This is a genomic window from Ensifer sp. M14, assembly GCF_003355565.1.
In the GTDB taxonomy this organism is placed as follows: domain Bacteria; phylum Pseudomonadota; class Alphaproteobacteria; order Rhizobiales; family Rhizobiaceae; genus Ensifer.
This window is the reverse complement of sequence record NZ_QJNR01000004.1, coordinates 1,470,146-1,494,331: the sequence shown is the minus strand read 5'-3', so window position 1 is coordinate 1,494,331 and position 24,186 is coordinate 1,470,146. Positions and strand designations below refer to the sequence as shown.

The following is a 24,186-nucleotide window of genomic DNA, read 5'->3' as shown; positions in this document are numbered from 1 at the left end:
AGGCACCGATCTTCCAGGTCGCCGACTACGGCCTCGTCGCCGACCTGTTCGAAGCCCTGCCGGAGCTCGAAAAGGCGCTGTAACCATTCGCCAACCGCACTGCCAGACCCCCAGGAAAAGGGCTGGCAAAAGCGCGGACTTGGCATTAACAATCTACCGGGCCGGTCAGACCGGCCCGGTATTTTCGTACGTGAAGGTGGCAAAGCCGCCAAAATTCTTGAAGATGGATGTTCGCCGCGATGATCAAGACGGTCGGAGTTATTGGTGCCGGGCAAATGGGCTGCGGCATTGCGCATGTTTCGGCCATGGCCGGATACAAGGTGCAGATCTACGATCTTGCCGCTGATCGCATCGAGGCAGGCTTGGCCACCGTCAACGGCAACCTTGCCCGTCAGGTGTCCTCCGGCAAGATGACCGACGAGGCCCGCAAGAGCGCGCTGGCGCTGATCAAGGGTTCCTCCGACATCAACGACCTATCGCAGGTGGACCTCGTCATCGAGGCGGTCACCGAAGACGAAACCATCAAGCGCAAGATCTACGGCCAGGTATGTCCTGTGATGAAGCCGGAAGCGCTGCTGGCGACCAACACGTCGTCGCTGTCGATCACCCGCCTGGCATCGGCCACCGACCGCCCGGAAAAGTTCATGGGCATCCACTTCATGAACCCTGTTCCGGTCATGAAGCTGGTCGAGCTGGTGCGCGGCATCGCCACCGACGAAGGCACGTTCAAGGCCGCCAAGGAGTTCGTCGGCACGCTCGACAAGACCGTGACCGTCGCCGAAGACTTCCCGGCCTTCATCGTCAACCGCATCCTGCTGCCGATGATCAACGAAGCGATCTACACGCTCTATGAGGGCGTCGGCACGGTCGAGGCGATCGACACCGCCATGAGGCTCGGCGCCAATCACCCGATGGGTCCGTTGCAGCTTGCCGACTTCATCGGCCTCGACACCTGCCTATCGATCATGCAGGTCCTGCACGACGGCCTGGCGGACTCGAAGTATCGCCCCTGCCCGCTCTTGGTAAAATACGTCGAAGCCGGCTGGCTCGGCCGCAAGTCCGGACGCGGCTTCTACGACTACCGCGGCGAAGTACCGGTGCCGACCCGCTAATCGACCCATCTCCGAAATTCAAAGCCCGGCGAAATGCCGGGTTTTTCTGTTTTAAGACGGTGACGTCGAGTCGCTCAGCTGCCGGCAGCAGGCGCGATTGCCGCGCGGATCAATGCCTTTGCATCGTCGCTGTCCCAGGCGGCTGGGCCATTCATCGAGCCGATCAGGCATCCCTTGTCGTCGAGCAGCAAAGTTGCCGGCAGGCCAAAGGCAAGACCTTCCTTCTTCAGATTGTTGAAGACGCCCATCGATGCATCCCGATAGTAGCGAAGGTCATGGACTGCGGTCTCGTTGAGGAAGGCCTTCGGCTTTTCGTCGTCGCCGACATCGATGTTGATTGCGACGACCTCGAACTTGTCGCTGCCGAGAGACTTCTGCAGCGCATTCAGCGCTGGCATCTCCTCGCGGCAGGGACCGCACCAGGTGGCCCAGAGATTGACGAGCAGCGTCTTGCCGGCAAAGGCGGCAACCGTCGTCGGCTTGCCCTGCGGATCGTTGAAATCGAGCGCGATCGGGCGCGGCGATGCCGCCGGCGACATCGCCGCCACCTGCCCCTTCATGAACGGTGTCAGCGAGGCGACCTTTTCGCCGGTAAACGGGCAGCTCGCGCTTGCCGTTTCGGTCGTCTCGGCATTGCCAGACCCCGTCTCCTTCACGTATACCGCAGCCGCACCGACGATCACGCCGAAGACGGCGGCGAGCGCGAACAATTTCACGGCCGGGGGGGATTTCTTCTGGTCGGGCATTTCATTCTCCAAGGCGGGCATTCTTCATGGCTGACGGCAATTCCGAGACGAAATCCTCCAACCAGATGTGGGGCGGTCGCTTCGCCTCGGGCCCGGACGCGATCATGGAGGAGATAAATGCCTCGATCGGCTTCGACAAGAAGCTCTATGGCCAAGACATCCGCGGCTCAATAGCGCATGCGACCATGCTTGCGCATCAAGGCATCATTTCGGCTGAGGACAAAGACAAGATCGTTCACGGTCTCAACACGATCCTGTCAGAAATCGAAAGCGGCCAGTTCGAATTCTCGCGCCGCCTCGAAGACATCCATATGAACATCGAGGCGCGGCTTGCGACCCTGATCGGGCCTGCGGCTGGCCGGCTGCACACCGCCCGTTCGCGCAACGACCAGGTTGCGCTCGACTTCCGCCTCTGGGTCAAGGAAGAACTGCAGCGGACCGAGAAGGCGCTGACCGGCCTGATCGCCGCCTTCCTCGACCGCGCCGAGGAACATGCCGAGACCGTCATGCCCGGCTTCACCCATCTGCAGACGGCCCAGCCCGTCACCTTCGGCCATCACTGCATGGCCTATGTCGAAATGATCGGCCGCGACCGCTCGCGCGTGCGTCACGCCATCGAGCACATGGACGAAAGCCCGATCGGTGCTGCCGCCCTTGCCGGCACCGGTTTCCCGATCGACCGTCACATGACCGCAAGCGCACTCGGCTTTGCCGGCCCCACCCGCAACTCGATCGATACGGTTTCCGACCGCGATTTCGCGCTCGAATTCCTGTCGATCGCCGCGATCGCCGCCACGCATCTGTCGCGCCTGGCCGAAGAGATCGTCATCTGGTCGACGCCGCAATTCGGCTTCATCCGCCTCTCCGACGCGTTTTCGACCGGCTCGTCGATCATGCCGCAGAAGAAGAACCCCGATGCTGCCGAACTGGTGCGCGCCAAGACCGGCCGCATCAACGGCTCGCTGATCGCGCTCCTCACCGTCATGAAGGGCCTGCCGCTCGCCTATTCCAAGGACATGCAGGAAGACAAGGAGCAGGTCTTCGACGCCGCCGAGAGCCTCGAACTCGCTGTTGCCGCCATGACCGGCATGGTGCGCGACATGACCATCCGGGCCGACCGGATGAAGGCGGCTGCCGGCTCCGGTTACTCCACCGCGACCGACCTTGCCGACTGGCTGGTGCGCGAAGCGGGCCTGCCCTTCCGCGACGCACACCACGTCACCGGCCGTGCCGTCGCACTGGCCGAGCAGAAGAACTGCGACCTCGCCGATCTCTCGCTCGAAGACCTGCAGTCGATCCATCCCCAGATCACCGCAAAGGTGTTCGATGTACTGACCGTCGAGGCCTCGGTTGCCAGCCGCACCTCCTTCGGCGGTACAGCTCCGAACGAGGTTCGCAAGCAGATCGCCTGGTGGCGCGCCCGCAACTGATGCTTGTCTCCCGAAACTGCGCGGCGGTTTCGGGATAACGACCGCCGGCAGCGCAAGCGCCTGAAAGACGTCGCAGAATCAGGGTGCACAAGCGCCGGAAAAATCGATAAGACATCGCACCAGCATCAGTCTCCGCGAAGGAAAATCACGATGACATTCACGAAGGCGGCCCGGTTTGCGCTTCTTCTGGCGATCCCCGGGCTGGTTCTTGCCGGTTGTGGACGCAAGGGCGACCTCGACCGACCCGGCTCGACGGCGCCGATCAACACCTTGACCCCTGCCGGAACCGTCGAAAAGAAAGAACAGGCGGACGACCGCCGTTTCCTGCTCGATCCCCTCCTCTAGAGCCTTCCGGTTCAAACGGAGTGTAGAAACGCTCTATCTCTTTGTTTCAACGCATTTCCGGACGGAAAACCGCTTCGCACTTTTCCTGGAAATGCTCTAAGCCGAGCCAAGCCCCGTGAATCATTTCGAATACCGCGACGGAATCCTCTACGCCGAAGACGTGCCGGTGACCGACATCGCCCGTGCCGTCGGAACGCCCTTCTACTGTTATTCGACCGCAACGCTCGAGCGGCACTACAAGGTCTTCTCCAAGGCCTTTGCCGACGTCGATGCGATGGTCTGCTACGCCATGAAGGCCAATTCGAACCAGGCGGTGCTGAAGACGCTCGCGCGCCTCGGCGCCGGCGTCGACGTCGTGTCCGGCGGTGAACTGCGCCGCGCGCTGGCCGCCGGCATTCCGGCAAGCCGCATCATGTTTTCGGGCGTCGGCAAGACCCCGAACGAAATGGATCTGGCGCTCGAAGCGGGCATCTACTGCTTCAACGTCGAGTCCGAACCGGAACTCGAGGTCCTGAACCAGCGCGCCGTTCGCGCCGGCAAGCGTGCGCACGTGTCCTTCCGCATCAATCCGGATGTCGACGCGCGCACCCATTCGAAGATCTCGACCGGCAAGAAGGAAAACAAGTTCGGCATTTCGTGGGAGCGCGCCCGCGCCGTCTACGCCCATGCCGCAACGCTGCCGGGCATTCAGGTCACCGGTATCGACATGCATATCGGCAGCCAGATCACCGAACTGCAGCCCTTCGACGACGCCTTCAAGCTCTTGCGCGAGCTGGTCGACACCCTGCGCAGCGACGGCCATGCGATCGATCACGTCGACATCGGCGGTGGTCTCGGCATTCCCTACAAGGAAGACAACAATCCGCCGCCACTGCCCGACGCCTATGCCGACATCGTCAAGAACCAGCTGCAATCGCTCGGCTGCAAGATCGTCACGGAGCCGGGCCGCCTGATCGTCGGCAATGCCGGTATCCTCGTGACCGAGGTCATCTACGTCAAGGACGGCGGCGACAAGACCTTCGTCATCGTTGATGGCGCCATGAACGACCTGATCCGCCCGACGCTCTATGAAGCCTACCACGAGATCAGGCCGGTCCGTATCTCGGCTGCCAATGCTCCCCGCATCAAGGCCGACGTCGTCGGCCCGGTGTGCGAGACGGGCGATTACCTGGCGCTCGACCGCGAGATGGCCATGCCGAAGCCGGGCGATCTCTTCGCCATCAGCTCGGCCGGCGCCTATGGCGCAGTCCAGGCCAGCACCTACAACAGCCGGCTGCTGATCCCGGAAGTGCTGGTCAAGGGCGATCGTTTCCACGTGATCCGGCCGCGCCAGAGCTACGACGACCTGATCGGGCTCGATTCCGTCCCGGACTGGCTCGACTGAGCAACGTTTCGCATCGGACGATGATCTGTGGATCGCCCGCGCGGGCGATCACGATTTTGTTGTCGCCCTCGTCTTCGCCACAAACGATGTTATCCTGATCACTCAATAGGTCGGTCACGAGCGGTCATGAGCGGCCGAAAGGGAACTTGGGCGGATGACGCAATTCCGGCAGGATGAAACGCCACAACCGAAGTCGTTTGCCAGAACGCTGGCACTGAAGAGATGTGTCGCACGGGCGGTCCTGACCGCCGAGCAGGTTTTGCCGCGCGCCCTCGTTCCCGCGTCGATCTCGTTGCTGTTTCTATCCACTGCCTGGCTCGGCCTCTTCCGCATTGCCCCACTTTGGCTGCATGTGGCCCTGCTCCTGGGCTTTCTCGTCGCCTTCATCGCTTCTCTCGCTCCACTGACCCGGTTGAGATTGCCTGGCAATGTCGATGCCGACCGCATGCTGGAGGAGCGCAACGACCTGCCGCACCAGGCAATCCGCGTCCAGGACGACATGCCGGCAACCGGCGGCGCCTTCGGCGAGGCGCTGTGGCGCGAACACCAGACGCGCATGGCGGGCATGATCCGGGCGCTCGACACGGGGCTGCCGCGCCCCGACATTGCCCGTCACGACCCTTTCGCGCTGCGCGCACTGCCGGTCCTGATCGCCTGCGTCGCCTTCGCCTATTCCTATTCCAACCGGGCAGGGTTGCTCTCGGACGCCTTCCACTTGCCCCAGGCAACAAGCGAAGTCGCTGACATCCGGGTCGACGCCTGGGTGACGCCGCCCGCCTATACCGGGCGGGCGCCCGTCTTCCTCACCGGCCGCCAGGGCGTCGCTTCCCCGGCCGACGAAGCGGCTGCAATCACCGTTCCACAGTTCAGCGACCTGACCGTGCGCGTCACCGGCGCCGGCACGGAAGAGACTGTCCGTTATTCGGAAGACGGAGCTGCAGAGCCGATCATCATCCCGACGGCCAGCGAAAAGCCCGACGAAAAGGTCGCGGCAGCGGAGTCGGCCGCCCAGAAGGCACCCGACAGCAATGCGGTGCGCAACCATCTCTACAAGATCGTCAAGGACGGCGAACTCTCGGTCGGTGGTCAGAAGTGGACGTTCAAGATCACGCCCGACAGCGTGCCGCAGATCGCCTTTGACGGCCTGCCGAAGCCCACGCCCAACGCGTCGCTCGACATCACCTTCCTCGCATCCGACGACTACGGCATTGCGCAGGCCTGGGCCGAGATCAAACCGCTGGACGAGCCTGTGAAGGACGCACGGACGCTTTATCCGCTTCCCGAATACCGGCTCGATCTGCCACGTCGCAATGCCCGCGAGGCCAAGGGCACGACCAGCCGCAACCTCAGTGAACATCCGCTCGCCGGCAAGCGCGTTCGCATCACGCTCGTTGCCCGCGATGCCGCCGGACAGGAAGGGCGCAGCGTGCCACAGGACATGATCCTGCCGGCACGGCAATTCTTCAACCCCTTGGCAGGTTCCGTCGCCGAACAGCGCCAGGTCTTCGCGCTCAACGCCAACGATCTGCCGCGCGCCATCGATCTCAATGACGCGATCGCCAGTTTCGCCGAGGAAGCGATCCCCAATCTCACCCATTTCCTGCTGTTGAAATCGGCCCGCTCACGCATGGCGCTGGCGCACAACGACGATATGCTTCGCGACGCCGCCAAGCATCTTTGGGAAATCGCGCTTGGCATCGAAGACGGCGATCTGTCGCTTGCCGACCGTCGCCTGCGCGATGCACAGCAGGCGCTCTCGGACGCACTCGAGCGCAACGCGCCCGACGAGGAAATCGCCAAGCTGATGAAGGAACTGCGCGAAGCGATGCAGGAGTACATGCAGGCGCTTGCCAAGGAGGCGGCGAAAAACCCGCGCATGGCCGCCAATCCGGATCAGAACAATGTTCTGCGTCAGCAGGATCTGGAAAAGATGATGAACCAGATCGAGAACCTGGCACGCTCGGGCGCACGCGATCAGGCCCGCCAGATGCTGTCCGAGCTTCAGCGGATGATGAACAACCTGCAGGCCGGCCGCGGCCAACAGCAGCAGGGCGAACAGAACAGCGCCATGCGCCAGCAGATGGACAAGCTCGGCCAGCTGATGCAGGAGCAGCAACGGCTGATGGACGAGACGTTCAAGCTCGACCAGGCGCAGCGCGACCGCATGCAGCGCGGCGACCCGCTGCAGGGCGAAGACAACGAGCTTTACGGTCAGGAGATGCCACAGGATCCGGGCCAGCGCGGTGACGAAAACGGCGAGCCAAACCCGCTTGACGACATGACGGCCGAGCAGCTGAAGGAGGCGCTGAAGCAGCTGAAGCAGCAGCAGGACGCATTGGGCAAACAACTCGGCGAACTGCAGAAGGGGCTGGAGAGCCTCGGCATCAAGCCTGGGAAGGGTTTCGGCGACGCCAAGCGGGAGATGGACGGCGCATCCGGGTCGCTTGGCAAGGGCCAGGGCGAACCGGCCGTCGGCAGCCAGGGCCGCGCACTGCAGGCGTTGCGCGAAGGCGCCCAGGACATGATGAACCAGATGCAGGCCCAGGGACAGGGTCCCGGTCAGGGCGTGCCGCAATATGGCCAGAACGGCCGCGATCCGCTCGGTCGACGCCAGCAGAATGCCGGCCCTGATTTCGGCGACCAGGTCAAGGTGCCGGATGAAATCGATACCCAGCGGGCGCGCGAGATTCTCGACGAGATCCGCCGCCGGCTCGGCAACACCCTGTCGCCGGAAGCCGAGCGGCAGTATCTCGAGCGATTGCTCGACATGCGCTGACCGTCGCTCAGCAAAAGAGCCGGAAACGACAACGCCCTTGGCGCGGAAGCGCGCCAAGGGCGTCTTCAATTTGTCAGATCGCTGCAGCGCCCGCGTCTTATCAGACGCGCAAAGGTCGCTGCAGCACTTTGAATTGCTGCATGTTTTTATCCTTAAACCGGATAGGATTTAAGGAAACATGCAGCGGACCTCCAACGCACCACACGCAATCGGGTCGAGGGACAGGGTCGTCAGGCAGCAAGCGCCAGTGCCACGGCCTTGCGGATATCCGGCAGGGAAAAGGGTTTGGAGATGACGTCGACGATCTTGTCAGCGAGATCGTCGGCCCGTTCACGTTGCTCGGCGTAACCGGTCATCAGCAGGATCTTCATCGCCGGAAAGGCGGCGGATGCCTGGTGGGTCAACTCGATACCATCCATCACGGGCATGCGGATGTCCGACAGAAGCAGATCGAAATTCTCGGTCTGCAGGCAGGCAAGTCCGTCTGCGCCGTCTCCGGCCTCCACGGTCTCATGCCCATCGAGCCTCAGGGCCCGCGCGACGAACGAGCGCAATGCATCCTCGTCCTCGGTAATCAGGATCTTCGCCATCATGGCCTCCCGCGTTCGCTGCGACGGCACGGCTCTATCGCGGAGAGACCGGCCCATTCCAATGGATACGGCAACGCTCACGAGAAATGTGACGGCAGGCCGCAGCGGCGCGCAAAACCTTTGAGGGGACGAAGCGCGACACGCCCCCAAACAACCAGCTTTTTCTTTGTGTTCGGTAAACGCCGGGCGGCTGGATTTCGGAATGTCGGATTGTCAGGACCGGTTCCGGACGATCCCGGAGGTTGCTGCAGCGCTACGATCTCAGATGCCGCAGCGCTGCCTACTGTCGCCTTTTACTCGGCGTCGCCGGTGACAACGCCGACGAACGGCAATTCGCGGAATGCATAGGCCACGTCCATGCCGTAGCCGACGACGAAATGGTCAGGGCATTCGAAGCCGACATAATCAGCCTCAAGCTCGACCTTGCGCTTGACGCGCTTGTCGAGCAGCACCGCGATCGTGACGTTGCGTGCGCCGCGCTCGTACATCAGTTCCTTGGCGAAACGCAGGGTGCGCCCGGATTCGAGGATATCGTCGATCAGGAGCACGTCGCGGCCATGCACGTCGCTGTCGATGTCCTTGATGATCTTCACGCCCTGGGAGACCGTGCCGAGCCCGTAGCTCGACAGCGTGATGAACTCGACCTCAGGTGCAAGCCCGGTGTTGTGCATGGCGCGGATCAGGTCTGCGGCAAAGATGAACGAGCCCTTCAGCACCGCAATCACCAGCAGATCCTTGTGGGGACCTTCGACGATCATGTCGGCAAGCTCGGTGTTGCGTGCGGCGATCGTTTCTGCCGTGTAAAGGGGCTCGATATTCTTTCCGCGAACGACGGGCATGCGGTTTCTCCAGCGTTTCATCCGGAAGACTGACGCCTTCCCTTTCGCGCCCGCTTAGCACAATCAGCGCACGGAGACACCGTTTTCGGCGAAGGAAACCTTCACTTCCGGCATTTTTCCACCTGCATATGGAAGCCGGGTCACGAAGCGGCGGCTCTCGCCGGGCGCAATGGCAGCGCCCTCCGGCATCAATCGCGTCGCCGTGACCTTGCGGCCATTGCTCATCACATCCACCACGACCAGCGGCAGGCGCTGCAAGGCGGAGGAGGAATTGTCGATCGAGCCGTAGACCGAAAGCACTCGCATGCCGCCGGAAAAATCGAGCGAGGCGGTGACGTCGGTGATGGCCAACGGGTCGCGCGCAATACCGTCACCGGTCGAAAGAGCGATAATCCCCGCAAATGCCGCAAGCGCGAAACCGGCGACGAGCCCGGCAAACTGGCGGGCCGGCATCTCGCGCAGCCGCGCCTCGGCGAAGGACAGCAGGCGCCTTGCCGCGGTCTGCTCGTCGCGAACGACCGTCAAGATCGGGGCATGGCGTCGGGTCTGCTTGCTGTCGTTGAAAACCGGATAGGGATTGCGACGGGTGGTCGTTGAAACCGTCTCGAACTCGGCCTCGATGTAGTCGGTGCGGCGCGCGGCGGTTGCGGGCTCTCGCCGGGCGCGGTCCGGCGGAAGCAGATCAGCATAGGCCGTGGCGCCAGCCGTTTTCGTGCGGAATGCCTGCATCGCTTTTCCTCCTGGATCGCGGACGGGTGTGTCGTCCAAGCGAAACCATCGGGCAATGCGCCGATCCCGCGCGGTGCAAGAATCTGGGCATTGCATCAAATCTTTCCGACACGTAAACCAAAATGGTTAATGCTTCGGAAAGAGGTCGCGAAACCGGCGCCTTTTCATGAAAAATTAACCGCTGCTTAACCATGGTTCCGCTGGCGGTTTTGCCTTTCGTTGCTTGTCGTCCTATGCGCAGATGACCGGCCTTCGGCAAAACTGCATGGGTCGTGAGAGAGACTGGGCTACCCTTTGATTCATTTTGAAAACGTCGGACTGCGTTATGGTATGGGACCGGAAATTCTTCGGGACCTGACCTTCGACATTCCGCGTCGGTCGTTCCAGTTCCTGACCGGCCCATCGGGGGCCGGCAAGACGACGCTGCTACGCTTGCTCTTCCTCTCATTGCAGCCGACGCGCGGCCTGATCCGAATGTTCGACCGCAACATTTCGTCGATCCCGCGCGAAGAATTCCCGATGCTGCGCCGGCGCGTCGGCATCGTTTTCCAGGATTTTCGCCTGCTCGACCATCTGACGACCTATGAGAATGTCGCCCTGCCCTTGCGCGTGCGCGGCAAGGACGAATCGAGCTACCGCGCCGACGTGCTGGAACTGTTGAAATGGGTCGGACTTGGCGAGCGCATCAACGTGCTGCCGCCGGTTCTGTCAGGCGGTGAGAAGCAGCGCGCCGCGATCGCCCGGGCTCTGATCGACCGCCCGGAAATCCTGCTTGCCGACGAGCCGACCGGCAACGTCGACCCGCCGATGGCCCGCCGGCTCCTCAACCTCTTCCTCGAGCTCAACCGGCTCGGAACAGCCGTCGTCATCGCCACCCACGATCTGTCGCTGATGGATCAGGTCGAGGCCCGACGCATGATCCTTTCGCAGGGGCGGCTCGATATCTATGAGTGAGAGCCGCACCAAACGCACCCACGAGGTGTCGCAAGAGCCGCCGGAACCGCAGCAGCAGCCGCGCCGCACCGAGATGCGCGTGCGCCCCATGGGACCGATCGTGCCGTCGACGAACGTCTCCGGCCACGCGCTGATGTGCGTCATCGCCATCATGTCGTTCCTCGCCTGTCTGACGCTCGGTGGCGTCAGCATGGTGCGGGCCACGGCACAAAGTTGGCAGAGCCAGATTTCCCGCGAGATCACCATCCAGATCAAGCCGGACGACAATCTCGACATGGAAAAGGCGCTCGCCGACGCGCGCGACCTCGCCCTGACCTTCAGCGGCGCGACTGGCGGAAACATCGTCGACCGGGCAGCCACCGCACGCCTGCTCGAACCCTGGCTTGGCGAAGGCCTCGATCTCGACGAATTGCCGGTTCCCCGCCTCGTCATCATCACCATCGATGAAAACAACCCGCCCGATTTCGCCGCCATGCGCAAGGCGCTGACTGAGATCATCCCCCAAGCCTTTCTCGACGATCACCGCACCTGGGTCGACCGCCTGGTGGCAATGGCCAATACGACGGCGATGATCGGCACGGGGGTTCTTGTCCTCGTGTTCTCGACCATGGTGTTGACCGTCATCTTCGCGACCCGCGGGGCTCTATCGGGAAACCGCCATATCGTCGAAGTGCTGCATTTCGTCGGCGCCGAGGCCGGGTTCGTCGCGTCGGAATTCCAGAAACATTTCCTGAGGATAAGCCTCAAGGGCGCCGGCGCCGGCGGGCTGCTGGCAGCGCTGTTCTTCGCGCTTGCGGGCTATTGGCAATCCCGCACGCTGGCGACGCCGGAAACGGATCAGGCGACTGCCCTCTTCGGCACGTTCACCATCGGTTACGGTGGCTATCTCGGCATTCTTGCCATCATGATCGTGATTGCGGTGTTGACGACGCTGACGGCGCGGCTCACGGTAACCCGCACGATCTACGAGATCGACCTGATCCGCTCCGACCCCGGACGTACGGATACCTACCAAAGCTGACGCCCAGATGTTTCGCCTTTATTCTATCCATTCCTTGCCGCAATCTGGCGCTATCTGAAGAGAATCATGATGGCGCAAGGACTTCGCGGGAGCGGGATGGCCGGAGGTGGAAAATGGCAGGGCGGAGCCGAGCAGGAACGCCCACGCCGTGGTCCCTTGCGCAAAATTCTCCGCCGGACGTTCTTCATTCTGCTTGTGCCGTTGGCGATCGTCGTCGCAGCCTTCCTTAATTTCGCCGACACCGTCGCCTCGCTGCAGCCGCCCGAAGACCCAAAGGCGGAAGCCATCGTCGTCTTGACCGGCGGCTTCCAGCGCATCGACCAGGCGGTCGATCTGTTGAAGTCCGGGGCCGGCAAAAGGCTCTTGATTTCGGGCGTCCATCCGGCGACCACCGGCAGCCAGATCCGGCGCAACACGCAAAGCTCGGCCGATCTCTTCAAATGCTGTGTCGACATCGGCCACGAGGCGATCGATACGATCGGCAATGCCACCGAGGCGAGCCAGTGGATCAGCGACCGCGGCTACAAGCGCGTGCTCGTCGTGACCAACAATTACCACATGCCGCGCAGCCTGCTCGAACTGCGCCGTGCCCGCCCGGAGACCGAATTCATCGCCTATCCCGTCGTCAATTCCGATCTCAAGACGACGAACTGGCTGCGCAATCCGATGGTGCTGAAATCGATCCTGCTGGAGTTCGGCAAATATACCGTCGCCTCCGTGCGCGATATGGCCGGTGCCCGGCCGGCGAGCGGTTTGCGCACCGTTCCCTCGCGGGCGACGCCCGCCGAAGAATAATCGCCGGCACGCTTCCATCAGCAAAGTGAGAGCGGGCGGTTTTCCTGCGGCCTTTATTCGTGTACGCAGCGATCCATCGGCCCACGGGCTGGATATAACTGAACTCGCCTCTCGAGAGCCTGCTGATGATCGTCCTGCGTTCGGTCCTTTTCAATCTGGTCTTCTACGTCAATCTGATCCTGCAGATGGTCGTCTTTACCCCTGCCTATTTTCTGGTTTCGCGAAAGACGGCCTGGTTCGTTCCGAAGAACTGGGCGCGCAGCAATCACTGGCTGCTTGAAAAGATGGTCGGCACGACCTTCGAGATCGAGGGTTTGGAAAACATCCCCGAGAGCGGCTACATCTTCGCACCCAAGCACCAGTCGTTCTGGGATGTTTATGCGCTCCTGCCGTGGCTCAACGATCCCTTCTTCATTCTCAAGCGCGAACTGACCTGGATCCCGCTCTTTGGCTGGTACATCCGCAAGCAGCGCATGGTGCCGGTGAACCGGGCCGCCCGCGGCCGCGCCATGACCGAGGTCATGGATCGTGCCAAGCAGGAAATGGCCTCCGGTCGCGAACTGATCATCTATCCCGAAGGCACCCGCCGGCCACCGGGCGCCCCGCCGCACTACAAGTATGGCATCGCCCGGCTCTATCGCGACCTGAATGTGCCCGTCGTGCCGGTCGCCATGCATCCCGGCCTGTTCTGGCCGCGCCGCAAGTTCCTGCGCTTCCCCGGTCATTTCAAGGTGCGCGTGCTGCCACCGATCGAAGCCGGCCTCGACCCGGACGAATTCCTCGCCCGGCTGATCGAGGTGACGGAGACGGCAAGCGACGAGCTTCTGATCGAGACCGTCCGCAACAACCCGCATCTGCCGCTGCCGCCGACGGCAAAGCAGCGCCTGGCCGAGCTGAAGGTGATGGGCCGCGGCTAATCCCGCCCGCGTGTCGATCGCCCCGGCGATCTAAATCTTGAGGGTCGCCACGACTTCTTCGAGCCAATGATCGCGAATGCCCATCTCCTTGAGGTGGGCAAGCGTGTTGAACACATATTCGCTGTTCGGGCCCGACTTTCCCGACGAGACGGCGACGATCGCCGCAGCCTCAGGCGCGCTGAGCGCGCCGGCATATTGCACATGGGCGCGATCGATCACGTAGGTCAGCGCCGGGACGCGCCGCCCGTCGGCAAGCTGCACCGGCATCGTCTTTTCCTTGTAGACATGGGTGACCAGCTCGCGCTCGCGCAGATAATCAACCACGGCAGCCTTCTCGCTGCCGTCGACGCGAAAGGCCGTGCCGATGCAGGAGCCGCCATGGTCGAGCCCGAGCACCAGACCAGGCCGCTGCTCGGTGCCGCGGTGGACCCACGAGCGCACGCAGAGCGACCGGCGATAGCCAAACGCCCGCGCCGTCGATCTTTCCTCGAACCGGAAGCCCGGGTTCCACATCAGCGACCCGTAGCCAAAGACCCAAAATTCGTCCATATCCACTGTCATTCAATCCGCGCTGTCTGCTCGTCGCCGAATCGTCGGCTCATCGGTGGTCAGCCATGTCGGTTTTTCTACGGCACAGCATCCCGGCACGGAAGAGACAAGTCGTCCCCGTGCATAGAATGAAAGATAATAAGCAGGATCGGCGGCGCCACCCGAAAGGCGGCCGCGGTCTTAAGTTTTGTGGAGTACGCGCTATCATGACCGCAACCGCAGTCGCCAATCCCTCGCCGGTCGCCCGCAAGTTCCGCTGGCTGATCGCCGGCATCGTAATCGTCTGTGCCGCCTATTCCGCCGGCTGGTTCGTCGTGGCCGACCAGGTCGAAAAGCGCCTGACGGCACACCTGGCAGACGGCCGGGCAAACGGGCTGGGTGGTGAATGCACCAACATGGATGTGCGCGGCTTCCCCTTCCGCATCGGCCTCTTCTGCGACAAGGTCAATCTCGACGACACTCGCCGCGGTGCCTCCGCCTCCTTCGGGGCGCTTCGAACCGCAGCCCAGGTCTACCAGCCTGGACACGCGATCATCGAACTCGACGGCCCGGCTGAACTGCGCGTGTCACCCGACCTCAAAGTGTCGGCTGACTGGACGCTGCTGCATGCCAGCGTCCGCGCGACGCTCTCGGGGCTCGACCGCAGCTCGCTCACCTATGACAACCTGACCGGCACCGTGCGCCTTCCCGTGACCGGCGAAAGCTTCGGTTTCGGAGCAAGCCATGGCGAAATGCATCTGCGGCGCAACGGCAACGATCTCGATGCGGCCCTGAGCGTCGACAAGCTCGATCTTCGCCCGGAAAGCGGCGCGAGTTTCGCGCCGCCCGCCAACATCGCCGCCGACCTTACCTTCGTCGACAAGGCAAGCTGGTTGGGCTCGGGCATCCCGACGCCGGCCATGCTGCGCGGCAGCAAGGGGGAACTGCGCCAGATGACGCTCGACCTCGGCTCCGGCATGAACGCCAAGCTGTCAGGTCCCTTCTCGGTCAACGACCAGGGGCTGATCTCCGGTGAACTTTCGCTGACGATGACCAACATCGATGCCTGGCGGCAGAACCTCGTCACGCTCATCCCTGACGACGCGAACCTCGTCAACAACACCGCCAACATGCTGAAGGCGCTTGCCAACGGCAAGAACGAGGCGACAGTGAAGCTCAACGTGCGCGACGGCACCGCCTTCCTCGCCTTCATCCCGATCGGCGTGCTGCCGACGCTCTGATCGAAGATGCGCTGTCTGCGGCATTCGCAGGAGAAGCTGGAATAGAAAAAGCCCGGGTCGTGGATCAGTCCACAACCCGGGCTTTCTTGTGGCGTGATGACTATTTCTGATCCATCGCGTGGCGGCCGAAGTCGGGCATCGCCGTATCCTGGCCGGCCTGAATAATCGAGCGGCGGATCGCGCGGGTGCGGGTGAAGAGATCGAACAGCTTGTCGCCGTCGCCCCAGCGGATCGCCCGCTGCAGATAGGCGAGGTCTTCGGAAAACCGCGACAGCATTTCCAGGATCGCGTCCTTGTTGTGCAGGCAGACGTCGCGCCACATGGTCGGGTCGGATGCGGCAAGACGGGTGAAGTCGCGGAAGCCGGACGCAGAATACTTGATGACTTCGGATTCGGTCACCGCTTCCAGATCGTCCGCCGTGCCGACGATGTTGTAGGCGATGATGTGCGGCAGGTGCGAGACGATCGCCAGCACCTTGTCGTGATGCTCGGCATCCATTTCCTCGACCATCGAGCCGAGCGTTTCCCAGAACCGCCGCAGCCGTGCGACTGCTTCTTCGTCCTGGCCGGCGGGCGGCGTCAGGATGCACCAGCGGCCGCGGAAGAGGCCGACGAAGCCCGCGTCCGGGCCGGAATGCTCGGTACCGGCAATCGGATGGCCCGGCACGAAATGCACGGTGTCGGGCAGATGCGGCGCCATCTGGGCGATGACGGAGCCCTTCGTCGAGCCGACATCGGTGACGATCGCGCCCGGCTTCAGATGGGCGGCAATTTCGGCAGCGACTGCACCCGAAGCGCCGACCGGCACCGAGACGATGACGAGATCGGCGCCGCGCACTGCATCGGCAGCCGACAGCGTATAGCGGTCACCAAGGCCAAGCTCTTCGGCACGCGCAAGCGTCGCTTCGCTGCGGGTTGAAATCACCAGGGTCCCGGCGAGTTGCTTCTCGCGGATTTCCCGGGCAATCGATGAGCCGATGAGGCCGATGCCGATAAGCGCGATCGTTTCAAACTGCTGTGTCATCATTTCCGTCCCATGAAGTCTGTCAGTGCCGCGATCACGCCCTCATTGGCCTCCTGCGAGCCGATGGTCATGCGCAGGGCGTTGGGGAAACCGTAGGCCGCAACCGCGCGCAGGATGTAGCCGCGAGCAGTGAGGAACGTGTCCGCGTCGATCGCGCGCTTGCCGTCCTCGTCCGGGAAGTGGATGAGCACGAAGTTGGTCACCGATGGCGTCACGGTAAGGCCGAGCGCTTCCAGCGCATGCGCGACGCGCTCCAGCCAGGTAAGATTATGGTCGACAGCTTCAGCGACGAAGGCCTGGTCGCGCACGGCCGCGGCACCCGCAGCAATGGCCGCTGCACTGAGGTTGAACGGACCGCGCACGCGATCGACCGCATCGATCACCTCAGGTGGCGCGTACATCCAGCCGATGCGCAGGCCCGCAAGCCCGTAGATCTTGGAGAACGTCCGGGTCATGACGACGTTGCGGCTGGCCGAAACCAGTTCGAGCCCGGCCGCATAATCGTTGCGGCGAACATATTCGGCGTAAGCCGCATCGAGTACCAGAAGCACGCCCTCCGGAAGAGCAGCATGCAGGCGGCGAACCTCGTCAGCAGGAATATAGGTACCGGTCGGGTTTGCCGGATTGGCAAGAAAGACGAGCTTCGTGCGCTCGGTCACTGCGGCAAGGATCGCATCGACATCGACGGTCGCATTCTGTTCCTTGACCGTAACAGGCGTACCGCCGGCGGCCATGATCTGGATCTTGTAGACCAGGAACCCGTGCTCGGTGATGATGCCTTCATCGCCGGGCGCCAGATAGGTGTGGCAGATGAGGCCGAGCAATTCGTCCGAGCCGTTGCCACACAAAATGTTCGCCGGGTTGAGCCCGTGCACCGCGCCGATCGCCTCGCGCAGCGCCCGCGCCTGACCGTCGGGGTAGCGCTCCAGATTGAAGGCCGCTGCCTGGAAGGCCTCGATCGCCCTGGGGCTGGCGCCGAGCGGTGTCTCGTTGGAGGAGAGCTTGTGAACCTTGGCGACACCGGGAGCATGCTCCTTGCCGGGCACATAGGCGGCAATGTCCAGAATGCCGGGGCGCGGCTGCGGGCTCTTGGAGGCAAGGCTCATCGGATCAGCTTTCAAGGCAGGAAAGAAGGCCAAGCCAATACCGGCGCAATCGGGATTTGTCGAGGGTCGGAAGGCCCTGTGAGGGCGGCGATCACGGCTGAGCGCGCGGGCGCTCCCGGGTACTTGGAATACCCTGCGGCGCCAGCACCGGCACGAACACGCGGCGCGACGCGCGCGCGGCGACCGGCAGGCCCTGGTAGAGCCGCTTCTGAGCCTCCACCACGATCACCCCTGAGAAGACAGGCCAGAGCGACCGTCCGAGCCGCTCAAAGCCGCGGCGCAGGCGCAGGATCATCTTCAGCTTCGATGGCGGGAAGAACAACGCTTCGGCCGAGGCGCCGGGGGTAAAGTTCGTCTCGCGCAGGAGCGCCGTCAGCTGGCTGCGCGAATAGGGCCGGCCGGAGCCGAACGGCGTATGCTCCATGCGCGCCCAGACGCCGCGACGGTTGGGCACGACGATCACGAGCCGCCCACCCGGGGCCAGCACCCGCCAGATCTCCTTCATCGTCTCGCGCGGACTTTCGGCAAATTCCAGCGAATGCACCATCAGCACCCGATCGATAGAAGAATCAGGCAACGGCAATTCCTCGTCGAACACCAGCGCCGTCGACGACAGCTCGGCGACCGGCCAGTTCACCGCCCCCTGCCCCGCCGGCATGAAGGCGAAGGTTCGCTCCGTGTCCTTGCGGAAGCGCTCGAGATAGGGCACGGCATAGCCGAGCCCCACGAGCCGCTCCTCCGGCAGGCGTGCCCAGACGGACGACAGCGCCATGGTCACGGACTGTTCCGCCATGCGGCCCAGTTCGGAGTGGTAGAATTCTCGGAGGTCGACGATATCGGTGTGCATGCGCAACATGTTAGCCTTGAAGCGGTAGACTTCAAGGCAAGCCTCGCTACATTCGACGGCAGTCCCAGCCGCGCCGCGCTCTTGAGAGCGTCAAAGCGCGCAGCCGCGTTAAACGCGCCGGATGATTTTCGTCTATCCGACCGAACATCATCCGGCGGAAACCCGATCGGAAAATTTGCCATGGCCGCACTCGAACTCGACCTTTTTCTTTGCCGTACCGACAATTTCGGCGTGCTGGTGCATGACCTCGCAAGCGGCGCCACCGCCTCGATCGACGCACCCGAGGAGCAGCCGATCCTGGAGGCGCTGGAGCGGCGCGGCTGGACGCTTACCCACATCCTCACCACCCATCACCATGGCGACCACGTGGCGGCCAACGTCGCGCTCAAGGAGCGCTTCGGCGCCACCATCATCGGGCCTGCGGCAGAAGCGGCCAGTATCCCCGGCATCGATAAAAGCGTGCGCCACGGCGAGCGCTTCGACTTTGCCGGCCACCCGGTCGACGTCATCGAAACGCCCGGCCACACCGCCGGCCATATCTGTTTCCATCTCCCCGAGGACAAGCTGCTCTTTGCCGCCGATACGCTGTTTGCACTCGGTTGCGGCCGTCTGTTCGAGGGGACGCCGGAGACGATGTGGCAATCGCTCAGCCGCCTTATCGCCCTGCCCGATGACACAACCGTCTATTTCGGCCACGAATACACGTTGTCGAACGCACATTTCGCCGTGACCATCGATCCCGACAATGCCGAGCTGAAGACGCGTGCCGCCGAAATCGAGGAAACGCGTTGCGATGGTGGCTTTACCGCGCCGACGACCATCGGCCTTGAAAAGCGCACCAACCCGTTCCTGCGCGCCGCAGACCCGAAGATCCGTGCGCATCTCGGCTTGGAAGGCGCTGCCGATTCCGCTGTCTTTGCCGAAATCCGCAAGCGCAAGGATAATTTCTGATGGCGTTGGACCAGCAACTGACCCCTGCCGCCATCATCGACGTGCTTGGACTGACGCGCCATCCGGAGGGCGGGTGGTACGTCCAGACCTTCCGTGACGGCAACGGCGGGCCGCGTGGCCACTCGACGGCGATCTACTACCTGCTGGAGCGCGGAGAGCGCTCGCACTGGCATCGGGTGCACGATGCCGCGGAGATCTGGCATCACTATGCCGGTGCGCCGCTGGAGCTCAGCATCGCCGCCGACGGCGCGCCGGCAACGGTGCTGCGTCTCGGTCCCGGCATTCTGGACGGCGAGCGCCCGCAAGGGCTGGTGCCGCCCAACTGGTGGCAATCGGCCGTCTCGCTCGGCGAGTGGACGCTGGTCGGCTGCACGGTGGCGCCCGGCTTCGATTTCTCGGTCTTCGAGATGGCGGCTCCCGGTTGGGCGCCGCCTGAGACGTAATCCGACGAGACCCCGTTTTACTCCGCCGGTTGCGCAGCGCGCGCCTTGCGAAAGATCATGTCCTTGGCCGCGAGTACCGCTCCGCCGGTAACGAAGAGGCATGCGGCGGCGATGCGCCATGACGGCTCGGCAAAACCGAACAGGATCAAGATCAGCGTCGACAGCACCGGTGCGGCGTAGCTGGCAACGCCAAGCAGCTGGATATTGCCGTTCTTCACGCCAAAGTCCCAGGCGTAGAAGGCAGCCCCCACCGGCAGCAGGCCGAGGCCCACGACGGCCAGCCACTCGAATGTCGTTTCCGGCCAGACGGTGGTTTCCAGGCCGAGATGGCAGAGGAACGAGAGCAGCGATGTCGCCAGGCAGAAGCCGGTGACGACATCGGTCGAGACCGCCTCGAAACGGCGCGTCAAAAGCGAATAGCCGGACCAGGTGAAGGCGCAGAGCAAAGCGGCGCCGTAGCCCATGAGATAGGCGTCGTCAAAGGCGATACCGTTGCGGGCGATGATCATGATCGTGCCCATCAGGCCCGAAAGCGCGCCGGCAACGTGATACCAGCGCAGCCGTTCGCCCGGCAGAAGGGCGGAGCCGACGACGATCAGCAGCGGCCAGAGATAGGCAATGAGGCCCGCCTCGACAGGCGGCGCGCTGCGAAGCGCGGTAAAATAGAAAAAGTGATAGCCGAAAAGGCCGGCAATTCCGGTGATCCAGACCGTGGCCGGCTGCTTCAAAAGCGCCAACCGCTCTGGCTTGAGTGCAAGAACGACCAGCCCGGGAATGCTGCCGATGAGGAAACAGATCGCCGACAGCTGGAACGGCGGCATCTTGCCGGATGCAGCGGTAAACAGCGCCAGAAGCGACCACATCAGAATCGCGGTCGCACCGATCAACGTTGCCTTGAATTTCATATCTTATCCCCTCGTGCGGCCTCCAACTGCTACGGCACTGTAGGAGAAACCGGCGCGGATAAAATCATGACTCGGCGTCGAATGTTAGTGATAATCTCCACCAACGGGAGGTTCAACCGCCGAAACGCGTCGCCGAAACCGTCACGGGACCTAGTTTGGTCGGGATGCGCACATAGACCGGCGCATAGACATCGACAGCATCGGATTTGGCGAACCAGATTTCCATGGTCTGCAGACGCTTGAGATACTCGACATCTTCGCGGCCCTTCTTGTAGCCTGCCCTCGGAACGAAGCGAATACCGCAGACGATCGCCTCTCCGTCGAACCCCTTGGTCTTGAAGGGCCTGGTTCCCTTCGCCGACAGCTTGATGTCGAGACGCGATTCGCCGTCGAAGATCGGCAGTGTATTGGGGCAGACGCGGGCATTGCCCGGAATGATCAGGCCGGATAGCGGATCGAGTACGTTGCGCATGTCGCGCGAGGTCACCGGCACCCAGTTCTTCGGCAGCGGCGTGCGCTTCGGTGTCATGCTGGCATGCACGACGTTGCCGTTGGCGTAGGTGACATTGATCGCTCGGCCCTTCTTGCCGCTGCGATAGGACATCGAATATTCGTTTGCGCGCAGATGGTCGCGGCCGATAACGCCCGAAACACGGGTCTGGCCCGATGTCCGGCTGAAGATGTCGACGAGGCCGGCTGAATGCAGCGTTCCGGATATCGTGTAGCGATTCTTTTCAAGGGCCGTATGGAATGACGCTCTCGCAAGCGGCAATCCGGCGAGCGAAATGCTGTAATCCGTCTGATGCTCGATATCGGCAGCAAGCGATGCTGTGGAAAACAATGCCGCTGACAAAAGCGCTACCGCGCGAGAACCGATGCGCAACTTCATGCCCTAAGAGATCCATCACTCGAATGTCGTCGCAATGCCTTGGAATGCAGGTCGTTTGCGGCTTTTCTAGGCCTTTTCCGGGAGATCCGGCCGCGGGACCCAAAGCCGTGCCATGGACCTCTCCTGCATCCACAGGACAACAGATAGCGTATGATGAATGGGCTTGGAATGGCTGTCGCGAAGCATTAGTGTGGGCGCAATCAAGCTTGCCCGATGCAGAAACGGCCGCAAGAAACGGCGGTTTTCCGAGAATGCAAGAGGTTTGGCTTGACGTGCGGGCAGTCTCTGACTATAGAACCGCAACTTTCCAATAATGGCCAACAGGAACGCGGCCTGGGCTCTGGGCCCGCTACCGCATCGTCCGGCGGCGATAAAGAGAATAGGTGTACCATGTCCCGTAGTTGCGAATTGACCGGCAAGGGCGTCCAGTCGGGCAACAATGTCAGCCACGCCAACAACAAGACCAAGCGCAAGTTCTTCCCGAACCTGTGCAACGTCACGCTGATTTCCGATGCTCTCGGCCAGCGCTTCCGTCTGCGCGTTTCCGCAGCAGCTCTCCGCTCGGTTGAACACCGTGGCGGCCTCGACGCTTTCCTCGTGAAGGCTGACGAGAACGAGCTGAGCATGCGCGCTCGCCTGCTGCGCCGTCAGATCGTCAAGAAGAACGCTGAAGCCGCTGCCGCTTAATCGGCGCCAGCGTCTGTCTTCGACACGACTTTAAAAAGGCTTGCGGGTTTATCCGGCAAGCCTTTTTCTCGTGTGCAATTTGCAGATTTTCATCGGCCCGGCGTTAGAGCCTGGCTTCCGCTCAACTGGTGGCATCTCCCAGGATAAAAAAATGCTGATCAACCGTACGTTCTTCATCTATGTCGCACTCATGACCCTGGTGGTCGTGGCCTCGAACTTCCTCGTTCAGTACCCGCTGCCAGGCTCGATCGCCGGCATGCAGCTCGGCGATCTCCTGACCTGGGGCGCCTTCAGCTATCCCTTCGCCTTCCTCGTCACCGACCTGACCAACCGCCATTTCGGCCCGCGCATTGCGCGTCGTGTCGTCGTCGTCGGCTTCCTCGTAGCGATCGTCCTCTCCTTCTTCGCCGCCACGCCGCGCATCGCGATCGCCTCTGGCTCCGCCTTCCTGTTCGGCCAGTTGCTCGATATCTCGGTGTTCAACAGGCTCCGCCGCCAGAGCTGGTGGCAGGCGCCGCTGGCAGGTTCGCTGATCGGCTCGGCCCTCGACACGGCGATGTTCTTCTCCTTCGCTTTTGCGCCGTTCTTCGTGTTCTTCGGACCGAATGACAGCTTTGCTCTGGAGACGGCACCGCTGCTCGGTATCCTCGCGACAGAAGCCCCGCGCTGGATCTCCTGGGCGCTTGGCGACCTCTCTGTGAAGATCCTCTGCGGCATCGTTATGTTGATGCCCTATGGCGCGCTGATGAGCGTGATCAAGCCCATGCCTTCGGGCAAGGCTGCAGCCTGATCCCACCTGAGGCAAGTGAATTGACGACGGGGCCGAATGGCCCCGTTTTCATTTGATCAGCCGGAATTCCAGCATGAGATTGCGCTCGAGGATCGAGTGGTTGTCGTCGGAGACGACGATGACGCTGATATCGCCGTCCGGGCCAGCGACGACGTCGAGGCCCTCCATATTGTCGATCTGATAGCCCATGTCGGCTTCGAGAATGACGTCGCCGTCGACCACGGCGCCTGGCCGGATGGTGGCGCCGGGAACGCGGCGGATGCGCATGCCGAGACCGGAGGCGAAGTTGAATCGCCGCTCCAGGAGCAGGAGATCGCCATCGGGCAGGAAAGCGCCGTCGGTGACGGCGTAGGGTTCTGTGCGAACAACTGCGAACGTGCCCTTCATCGGGCCATCGAGAATGCCTGCGAGAAGGTTGTCCGCCTTGTCGACGCTGCGTTCGGACACGGTGACGGCAGCCCCGCCGAGCGGGCCGTCCTTCGGCGAAATGGCGACGGTCTCAAGCCCGCCGTTGCTGCGCAGCTCGGTTTTTGGGAACGGCAGCGGGAGGCTGCCGACGGGCCTCGCACCGGAAAAGCCCGGGTCGGGGTAGATATCGATGCGATGGGCCTGCTCATAGCTGACGATCACCTCACCCTCGCGCAGCGCCAACCCTTCCGAATCCACTTTCCACTTCTCGAGCCCGACCGCACCGCTCCTGTCGGCCATCGGCGTTGCCGTCAGGTCAGTGAGGCCGGAAAGCCTGCCGTCCGCATCGCGGGTCACGGCCCCTTCGAGCCAGTGGCCGGTATCCATGACGGCAACGAACGAAACCCCATCCGGCCGGAAACGGATGGCCGAAACCGCGCCGAACAAGGCGTTGGGCGACGTCATCTCCAGGCCGCCGATGAATTCCAGCTGACCGAACCGCGTCTGGCTGGAACCGACCTTGAAAGCGTCTATCTGCCGGCTGCGAATGGGCAGCGTCTCACTGCCACCGGCCGCCCACGCCACACCGGTCGAGGCCAGCAGAAAAACAACGAGGAGACCGCGGCCAAGCATCAAGGAGTTCCTTCGGTCGGGCAGGAGAGGAAGACGGCGACCGCGGCACCGCTTTGGGATGAACGGGGCGACGGAAGGTCGCCCCGGCTTCGCGAA

General features: G+C 62.8%; 25 protein-coding genes. 14 read left to right on the top strand and 11 right to left on the bottom strand.

Translation table 11 applies throughout. The features are described from left to right. Positions 1-239: 239 nt before the first annotated feature. The gene (locus tag BLJAPNOD_RS07055) at positions 240-1,112 is read left to right on the top strand and encodes a 3-hydroxybutyryl-CoA dehydrogenase (RefSeq protein ID WP_077501036.1); all 873 of its coding nucleotides are present in this window, start codon (positions 240-242) and stop codon (positions 1,110-1,112) included. 74 nt (positions 1,113-1,186) lie between these two features. Here the strand turns inward: BLJAPNOD_RS07055 and BLJAPNOD_RS07050 are convergent, their stop codons facing one another. After that, positions 1,187-1,858 carry a TlpA disulfide reductase family protein gene (locus BLJAPNOD_RS07050; RefSeq protein ID WP_115419340.1) on the bottom strand — a complete coding sequence of 224 codons (672 nt, stop codon included), beginning with the start codon at positions 1,856-1,858 and terminating at the stop codon, positions 1,187-1,189. Between the two features lie 26 nt (positions 1,859-1,884). Here BLJAPNOD_RS07050 and argH point away from each other — a divergent pair, with 26 nt between their 5' ends. The 4 genes from argH (at position 1,885) to BLJAPNOD_RS07030 (ending at position 7,793) form a co-directional block, all read left to right on the top strand. Continuing rightward, positions 1,885-3,288: an argininosuccinate lyase gene (gene argH, locus BLJAPNOD_RS07045; protein WP_115419339.1), complete on the top strand. Its 1,404-nt coding sequence runs from the start codon at positions 1,885-1,887 to the stop codon at positions 3,286-3,288. 150 nt (positions 3,289-3,438) lie between these two features. Further along, positions 3,439-3,633 carry a lipoprotein gene (locus BLJAPNOD_RS07040; RefSeq protein WP_077501004.1) on the top strand — a complete coding sequence of 65 codons (195 nt, stop codon included), beginning with the start codon at positions 3,439-3,441 and terminating at the stop codon, positions 3,631-3,633. Between the two features lie 115 nt (positions 3,634-3,748). Then, positions 3,749-5,017 (top strand): diaminopimelate decarboxylase, encoded by a 1,269-nt coding sequence (gene lysA, locus BLJAPNOD_RS07035; protein WP_077501005.1) that lies wholly within the window; start codon positions 3,749-3,751, stop codon positions 5,015-5,017. 154 nt (positions 5,018-5,171) lie between these two features. After that, on the top strand, positions 5,172-7,793 hold the full coding sequence (locus tag BLJAPNOD_RS07030; protein ID WP_115419338.1) for a TIGR02302 family protein: 2,622 nt from the start codon (positions 5,172-5,174) through the stop codon (positions 7,791-7,793). 230 nt (positions 7,794-8,023) lie between these two features. Here BLJAPNOD_RS07030 and BLJAPNOD_RS07025 read toward each other — a convergent pair whose 3' ends face one another. From BLJAPNOD_RS07025 to BLJAPNOD_RS07015, 3 genes are all read right to left on the bottom strand, one after another. Further along, positions 8,024-8,383: a response regulator gene (locus BLJAPNOD_RS07025; RefSeq protein WP_025424638.1), complete on the bottom strand. Its 360-nt coding sequence runs from the start codon at positions 8,381-8,383 to the stop codon at positions 8,024-8,026. A 293-nt stretch (positions 8,384-8,676) separates the two neighbouring features. After that, a complete protein-coding gene (gene hpt, locus BLJAPNOD_RS07020; RefSeq protein ID WP_025424639.1) occupies positions 8,677-9,222 on the bottom strand; it encodes a hypoxanthine phosphoribosyltransferase in 546 nt (181 codons plus the stop codon). 63 nt (positions 9,223-9,285) lie between these two features. Continuing rightward, positions 9,286-9,951, bottom strand: a complete 666-nt coding sequence (locus BLJAPNOD_RS07015; protein ID WP_115419337.1) for a hypothetical protein — start codon at positions 9,949-9,951, stop codon at positions 9,286-9,288. A gap of 294 nt (positions 9,952-10,245) precedes the next feature. Between BLJAPNOD_RS07015 and ftsE the strand changes: the two genes are divergently transcribed. The 4 genes from ftsE to BLJAPNOD_RS06995 all read left to right on the top strand — a co-directional run bounded on the left by ftsE (position 10,246) and on the right by BLJAPNOD_RS06995 (position 13,638). Continuing rightward, positions 10,246-10,905 carry a cell division ATP-binding protein FtsE gene (ftsE, locus tag BLJAPNOD_RS07010; RefSeq protein WP_063934108.1) on the top strand — a complete coding sequence of 220 codons (660 nt, stop codon included), beginning with the start codon at positions 10,246-10,248 and terminating at the stop codon, positions 10,903-10,905. Beyond that, positions 10,898-11,926, top strand: a complete 1,029-nt coding sequence (locus BLJAPNOD_RS07005; RefSeq protein ID WP_115419336.1) for an ABC transporter permease — start codon at positions 10,898-10,900, stop codon at positions 11,924-11,926. The genes ftsE and BLJAPNOD_RS07005 overlap by 8 nt, the downstream gene beginning before the upstream one ends. A gap of 96 nt (positions 11,927-12,022) precedes the next feature. Further along, the gene (locus BLJAPNOD_RS07000) at positions 12,023-12,721 is read left to right on the top strand and encodes a YdcF family protein (RefSeq protein WP_077501009.1); all 699 of its coding nucleotides are present in this window, start codon (positions 12,023-12,025) and stop codon (positions 12,719-12,721) included. Between the two features lie 125 nt (positions 12,722-12,846). After that, positions 12,847-13,638: a 1-acyl-sn-glycerol-3-phosphate acyltransferase gene (locus BLJAPNOD_RS06995; protein WP_115419335.1), complete on the top strand. Its 792-nt coding sequence runs from the start codon at positions 12,847-12,849 to the stop codon at positions 13,636-13,638. Positions 13,639-13,668: 30 nt separating this feature from the next. Here the strand turns inward: BLJAPNOD_RS06995 and BLJAPNOD_RS06990 are convergent, their stop codons facing one another. Continuing rightward, positions 13,669-14,199 (bottom strand): gamma-glutamylcyclotransferase, encoded by a 531-nt coding sequence (locus BLJAPNOD_RS06990; protein WP_115419334.1) that lies wholly within the window; start codon positions 14,197-14,199, stop codon positions 13,669-13,671. Positions 14,200-14,393: 194 nt separating this feature from the next. On the opposite strand from BLJAPNOD_RS06990, the gene BLJAPNOD_RS06985 reads away from it, so the two are divergent. After that, entirely contained in the window at positions 14,394-15,407 is a 1,014-nt protein-coding gene (locus tag BLJAPNOD_RS06985; RefSeq protein ID WP_077501012.1) for a DUF2125 domain-containing protein, read from the top strand. Between the two features lie 100 nt (positions 15,408-15,507). Here the strand turns inward: BLJAPNOD_RS06985 and BLJAPNOD_RS06980 are convergent, their stop codons facing one another. The 3 genes from BLJAPNOD_RS06980 to BLJAPNOD_RS06970 all read right to left on the bottom strand — a co-directional run bounded on the left by BLJAPNOD_RS06980 (position 15,508) and on the right by BLJAPNOD_RS06970 (position 18,393). After that, the gene (locus BLJAPNOD_RS06980; protein ID WP_077501013.1) at positions 15,508-16,434 is read right to left on the bottom strand and encodes a prephenate/arogenate dehydrogenase family protein; all 927 of its coding nucleotides are present in this window, start codon (positions 16,432-16,434) and stop codon (positions 15,508-15,510) included. Further along, positions 16,431-17,537: a histidinol-phosphate transaminase gene (gene hisC / locus BLJAPNOD_RS06975; RefSeq protein WP_115419333.1), complete on the bottom strand. Its 1,107-nt coding sequence runs from the start codon at positions 17,535-17,537 to the stop codon at positions 16,431-16,433. Before hisC ends, BLJAPNOD_RS06980 begins: the two co-directional genes overlap by 4 nt. Positions 17,538-17,628: 91 nt before the next feature. Further along, the gene (locus BLJAPNOD_RS06970) at positions 17,629-18,393 is read right to left on the bottom strand and encodes a class I SAM-dependent methyltransferase (protein WP_115419332.1); all 765 of its coding nucleotides are present in this window, start codon (positions 18,391-18,393) and stop codon (positions 17,629-17,631) included. A 171-nt stretch (positions 18,394-18,564) separates the two neighbouring features. On the opposite strand from BLJAPNOD_RS06970, the gene gloB reads away from it, so the two are divergent. Next, positions 18,565-19,335, top strand: coding sequence for a hydroxyacylglutathione hydrolase (gene gloB, locus BLJAPNOD_RS06965; protein ID WP_077501015.1), 771 nt, complete (start codon positions 18,565-18,567; stop codon positions 19,333-19,335). Further along, entirely contained in the window at positions 19,335-19,778 is a 444-nt protein-coding gene (locus tag BLJAPNOD_RS06960) for a cupin domain-containing protein (RefSeq protein ID WP_077501016.1), read from the top strand. Before gloB ends, BLJAPNOD_RS06960 begins: the two co-directional genes overlap by 1 nt. A 17-nt stretch (positions 19,779-19,795) precedes the next feature. Here BLJAPNOD_RS06960 and BLJAPNOD_RS06955 read toward each other — a convergent pair whose 3' ends face one another. Together BLJAPNOD_RS06955 and BLJAPNOD_RS06950 are read right to left on the bottom strand one after the other, a co-directional pair. Continuing rightward, positions 19,796-20,683: an EamA family transporter gene (locus BLJAPNOD_RS06955; protein WP_077501017.1), complete on the bottom strand. Its 888-nt coding sequence runs from the start codon at positions 20,681-20,683 to the stop codon at positions 19,796-19,798. A gap of 112 nt (positions 20,684-20,795) precedes the next feature. Then, entirely contained in the window at positions 20,796-21,572 is a 777-nt protein-coding gene (locus BLJAPNOD_RS06950; protein ID WP_115419331.1) for a DUF3108 domain-containing protein, read from the bottom strand. Positions 21,573-21,962: 390 nt separating this feature from the next. Here BLJAPNOD_RS06950 and rpmB point away from each other — a divergent pair, with 390 nt between their 5' ends. Together rpmB and BLJAPNOD_RS06940 are read left to right on the top strand one after the other, a co-directional pair. Beyond that, positions 21,963-22,259 (top strand): 50S ribosomal protein L28, encoded by a 297-nt coding sequence (gene rpmB / locus BLJAPNOD_RS06945; protein ID WP_077501019.1) that lies wholly within the window; start codon positions 21,963-21,965, stop codon positions 22,257-22,259. Between the two features lie 151 nt (positions 22,260-22,410). Continuing rightward, positions 22,411-23,049, top strand: coding sequence for a VUT family protein (locus BLJAPNOD_RS06940; protein WP_077501020.1), 639 nt, complete (start codon positions 22,411-22,413; stop codon positions 23,047-23,049). Between the two features lie 48 nt (positions 23,050-23,097). Here the strand turns inward: BLJAPNOD_RS06940 and BLJAPNOD_RS06935 are convergent, their stop codons facing one another. Next, the gene (locus tag BLJAPNOD_RS06935; RefSeq protein WP_115419330.1) at positions 23,098-24,090 is read right to left on the bottom strand and encodes an esterase-like activity of phytase family protein; all 993 of its coding nucleotides are present in this window, start codon (positions 24,088-24,090) and stop codon (positions 23,098-23,100) included. Positions 24,091-24,186 lie beyond the last annotated feature (96 nt).

What these genes read in the sequence shown, in the direction of transcription:
- BLJAPNOD_RS07055 (WP_077501036.1), top strand. Translation starts at nt 240, where the DNA reads ATGATCAAGACGGTCGGAGTTATTGGTGCCGGGCAAATGGGCTGCGGC.
- BLJAPNOD_RS07050 (WP_115419340.1), bottom strand. Translation starts at nt 1,858, where the DNA reads ATGCCCGACCAGAAGAAATCCCCCCCGGCCGTGAAATTGTTCGCGCTC.
- argH (WP_115419339.1), top strand. Translation starts at nt 1,885, where the DNA reads ATGGCTGACGGCAATTCCGAGACGAAATCCTCCAACCAGATGTGGGGC.
- BLJAPNOD_RS07040 (WP_077501004.1), top strand. Translation starts at nt 3,439, where the DNA reads ATGACATTCACGAAGGCGGCCCGGTTTGCGCTTCTTCTGGCGATCCCC.
- BLJAPNOD_RS07030 (WP_115419338.1), top strand. Translation starts at nt 5,172, where the DNA reads ATGACGCAATTCCGGCAGGATGAAACGCCACAACCGAAGTCGTTTGCC.
- BLJAPNOD_RS07025 (WP_025424638.1), bottom strand. Translation starts at nt 8,383, where the DNA reads ATGGCGAAGATCCTGATTACCGAGGACGAGGATGCATTGCGCTCGTTC.
- hpt (WP_025424639.1), bottom strand. Translation starts at nt 9,222, where the DNA reads ATGCCCGTCGTTCGCGGAAAGAATATCGAGCCCCTTTACACGGCAGAA.
- BLJAPNOD_RS07015 (WP_115419337.1), bottom strand. Translation starts at nt 9,951, where the DNA reads ATGCAGGCATTCCGCACGAAAACGGCTGGCGCCACGGCCTATGCTGAT.
- BLJAPNOD_RS07005 (WP_115419336.1), top strand. Translation starts at nt 10,898, where the DNA reads ATGAGTGAGAGCCGCACCAAACGCACCCACGAGGTGTCGCAAGAGCCG.
- BLJAPNOD_RS07000 (WP_077501009.1), top strand. Translation starts at nt 12,023, where the DNA reads ATGGCCGGAGGTGGAAAATGGCAGGGCGGAGCCGAGCAGGAACGCCCA.
- BLJAPNOD_RS06995 (WP_115419335.1), top strand. Translation starts at nt 12,847, where the DNA reads ATGATCGTCCTGCGTTCGGTCCTTTTCAATCTGGTCTTCTACGTCAAT.
- BLJAPNOD_RS06990 (WP_115419334.1), bottom strand. Translation starts at nt 14,199, where the DNA reads ATGACAGTGGATATGGACGAATTTTGGGTCTTTGGCTACGGGTCGCTG.
- BLJAPNOD_RS06985 (WP_077501012.1), top strand. Translation starts at nt 14,394, where the DNA reads ATGACCGCAACCGCAGTCGCCAATCCCTCGCCGGTCGCCCGCAAGTTC.
- BLJAPNOD_RS06980 (WP_077501013.1), bottom strand. Translation starts at nt 16,434, where the DNA reads ATGATGACACAGCAGTTTGAAACGATCGCGCTTATCGGCATCGGCCTC.
- hisC (WP_115419333.1), bottom strand. Translation starts at nt 17,537, where the DNA reads ATGAGCCTTGCCTCCAAGAGCCCGCAGCCGCGCCCCGGCATTCTGGAC.
- BLJAPNOD_RS06970 (WP_115419332.1), bottom strand. Translation starts at nt 18,393, where the DNA reads ATGTTGCGCATGCACACCGATATCGTCGACCTCCGAGAATTCTACCAC.
- gloB (WP_077501015.1), top strand. Translation starts at nt 18,565, where the DNA reads ATGGCCGCACTCGAACTCGACCTTTTTCTTTGCCGTACCGACAATTTC.
- BLJAPNOD_RS06960 (WP_077501016.1), top strand. Translation starts at nt 19,335, where the DNA reads ATGGCGTTGGACCAGCAACTGACCCCTGCCGCCATCATCGACGTGCTT.
- BLJAPNOD_RS06955 (WP_077501017.1), bottom strand. Translation starts at nt 20,683, where the DNA reads ATGAAATTCAAGGCAACGTTGATCGGTGCGACCGCGATTCTGATGTGG.
- BLJAPNOD_RS06950 (WP_115419331.1), bottom strand. Translation starts at nt 21,572, where the DNA reads ATGAAGTTGCGCATCGGTTCTCGCGCGGTAGCGCTTTTGTCAGCGGCA.
- rpmB (WP_077501019.1), top strand. Translation starts at nt 21,963, where the DNA reads ATGTCCCGTAGTTGCGAATTGACCGGCAAGGGCGTCCAGTCGGGCAAC.
- BLJAPNOD_RS06940 (WP_077501020.1), top strand. Translation starts at nt 22,411, where the DNA reads ATGCTGATCAACCGTACGTTCTTCATCTATGTCGCACTCATGACCCTG.
- BLJAPNOD_RS06935 (WP_115419330.1), bottom strand. Translation starts at nt 24,090, where the DNA reads ATGCTTGGCCGCGGTCTCCTCGTTGTTTTTCTGCTGGCCTCGACCGGT.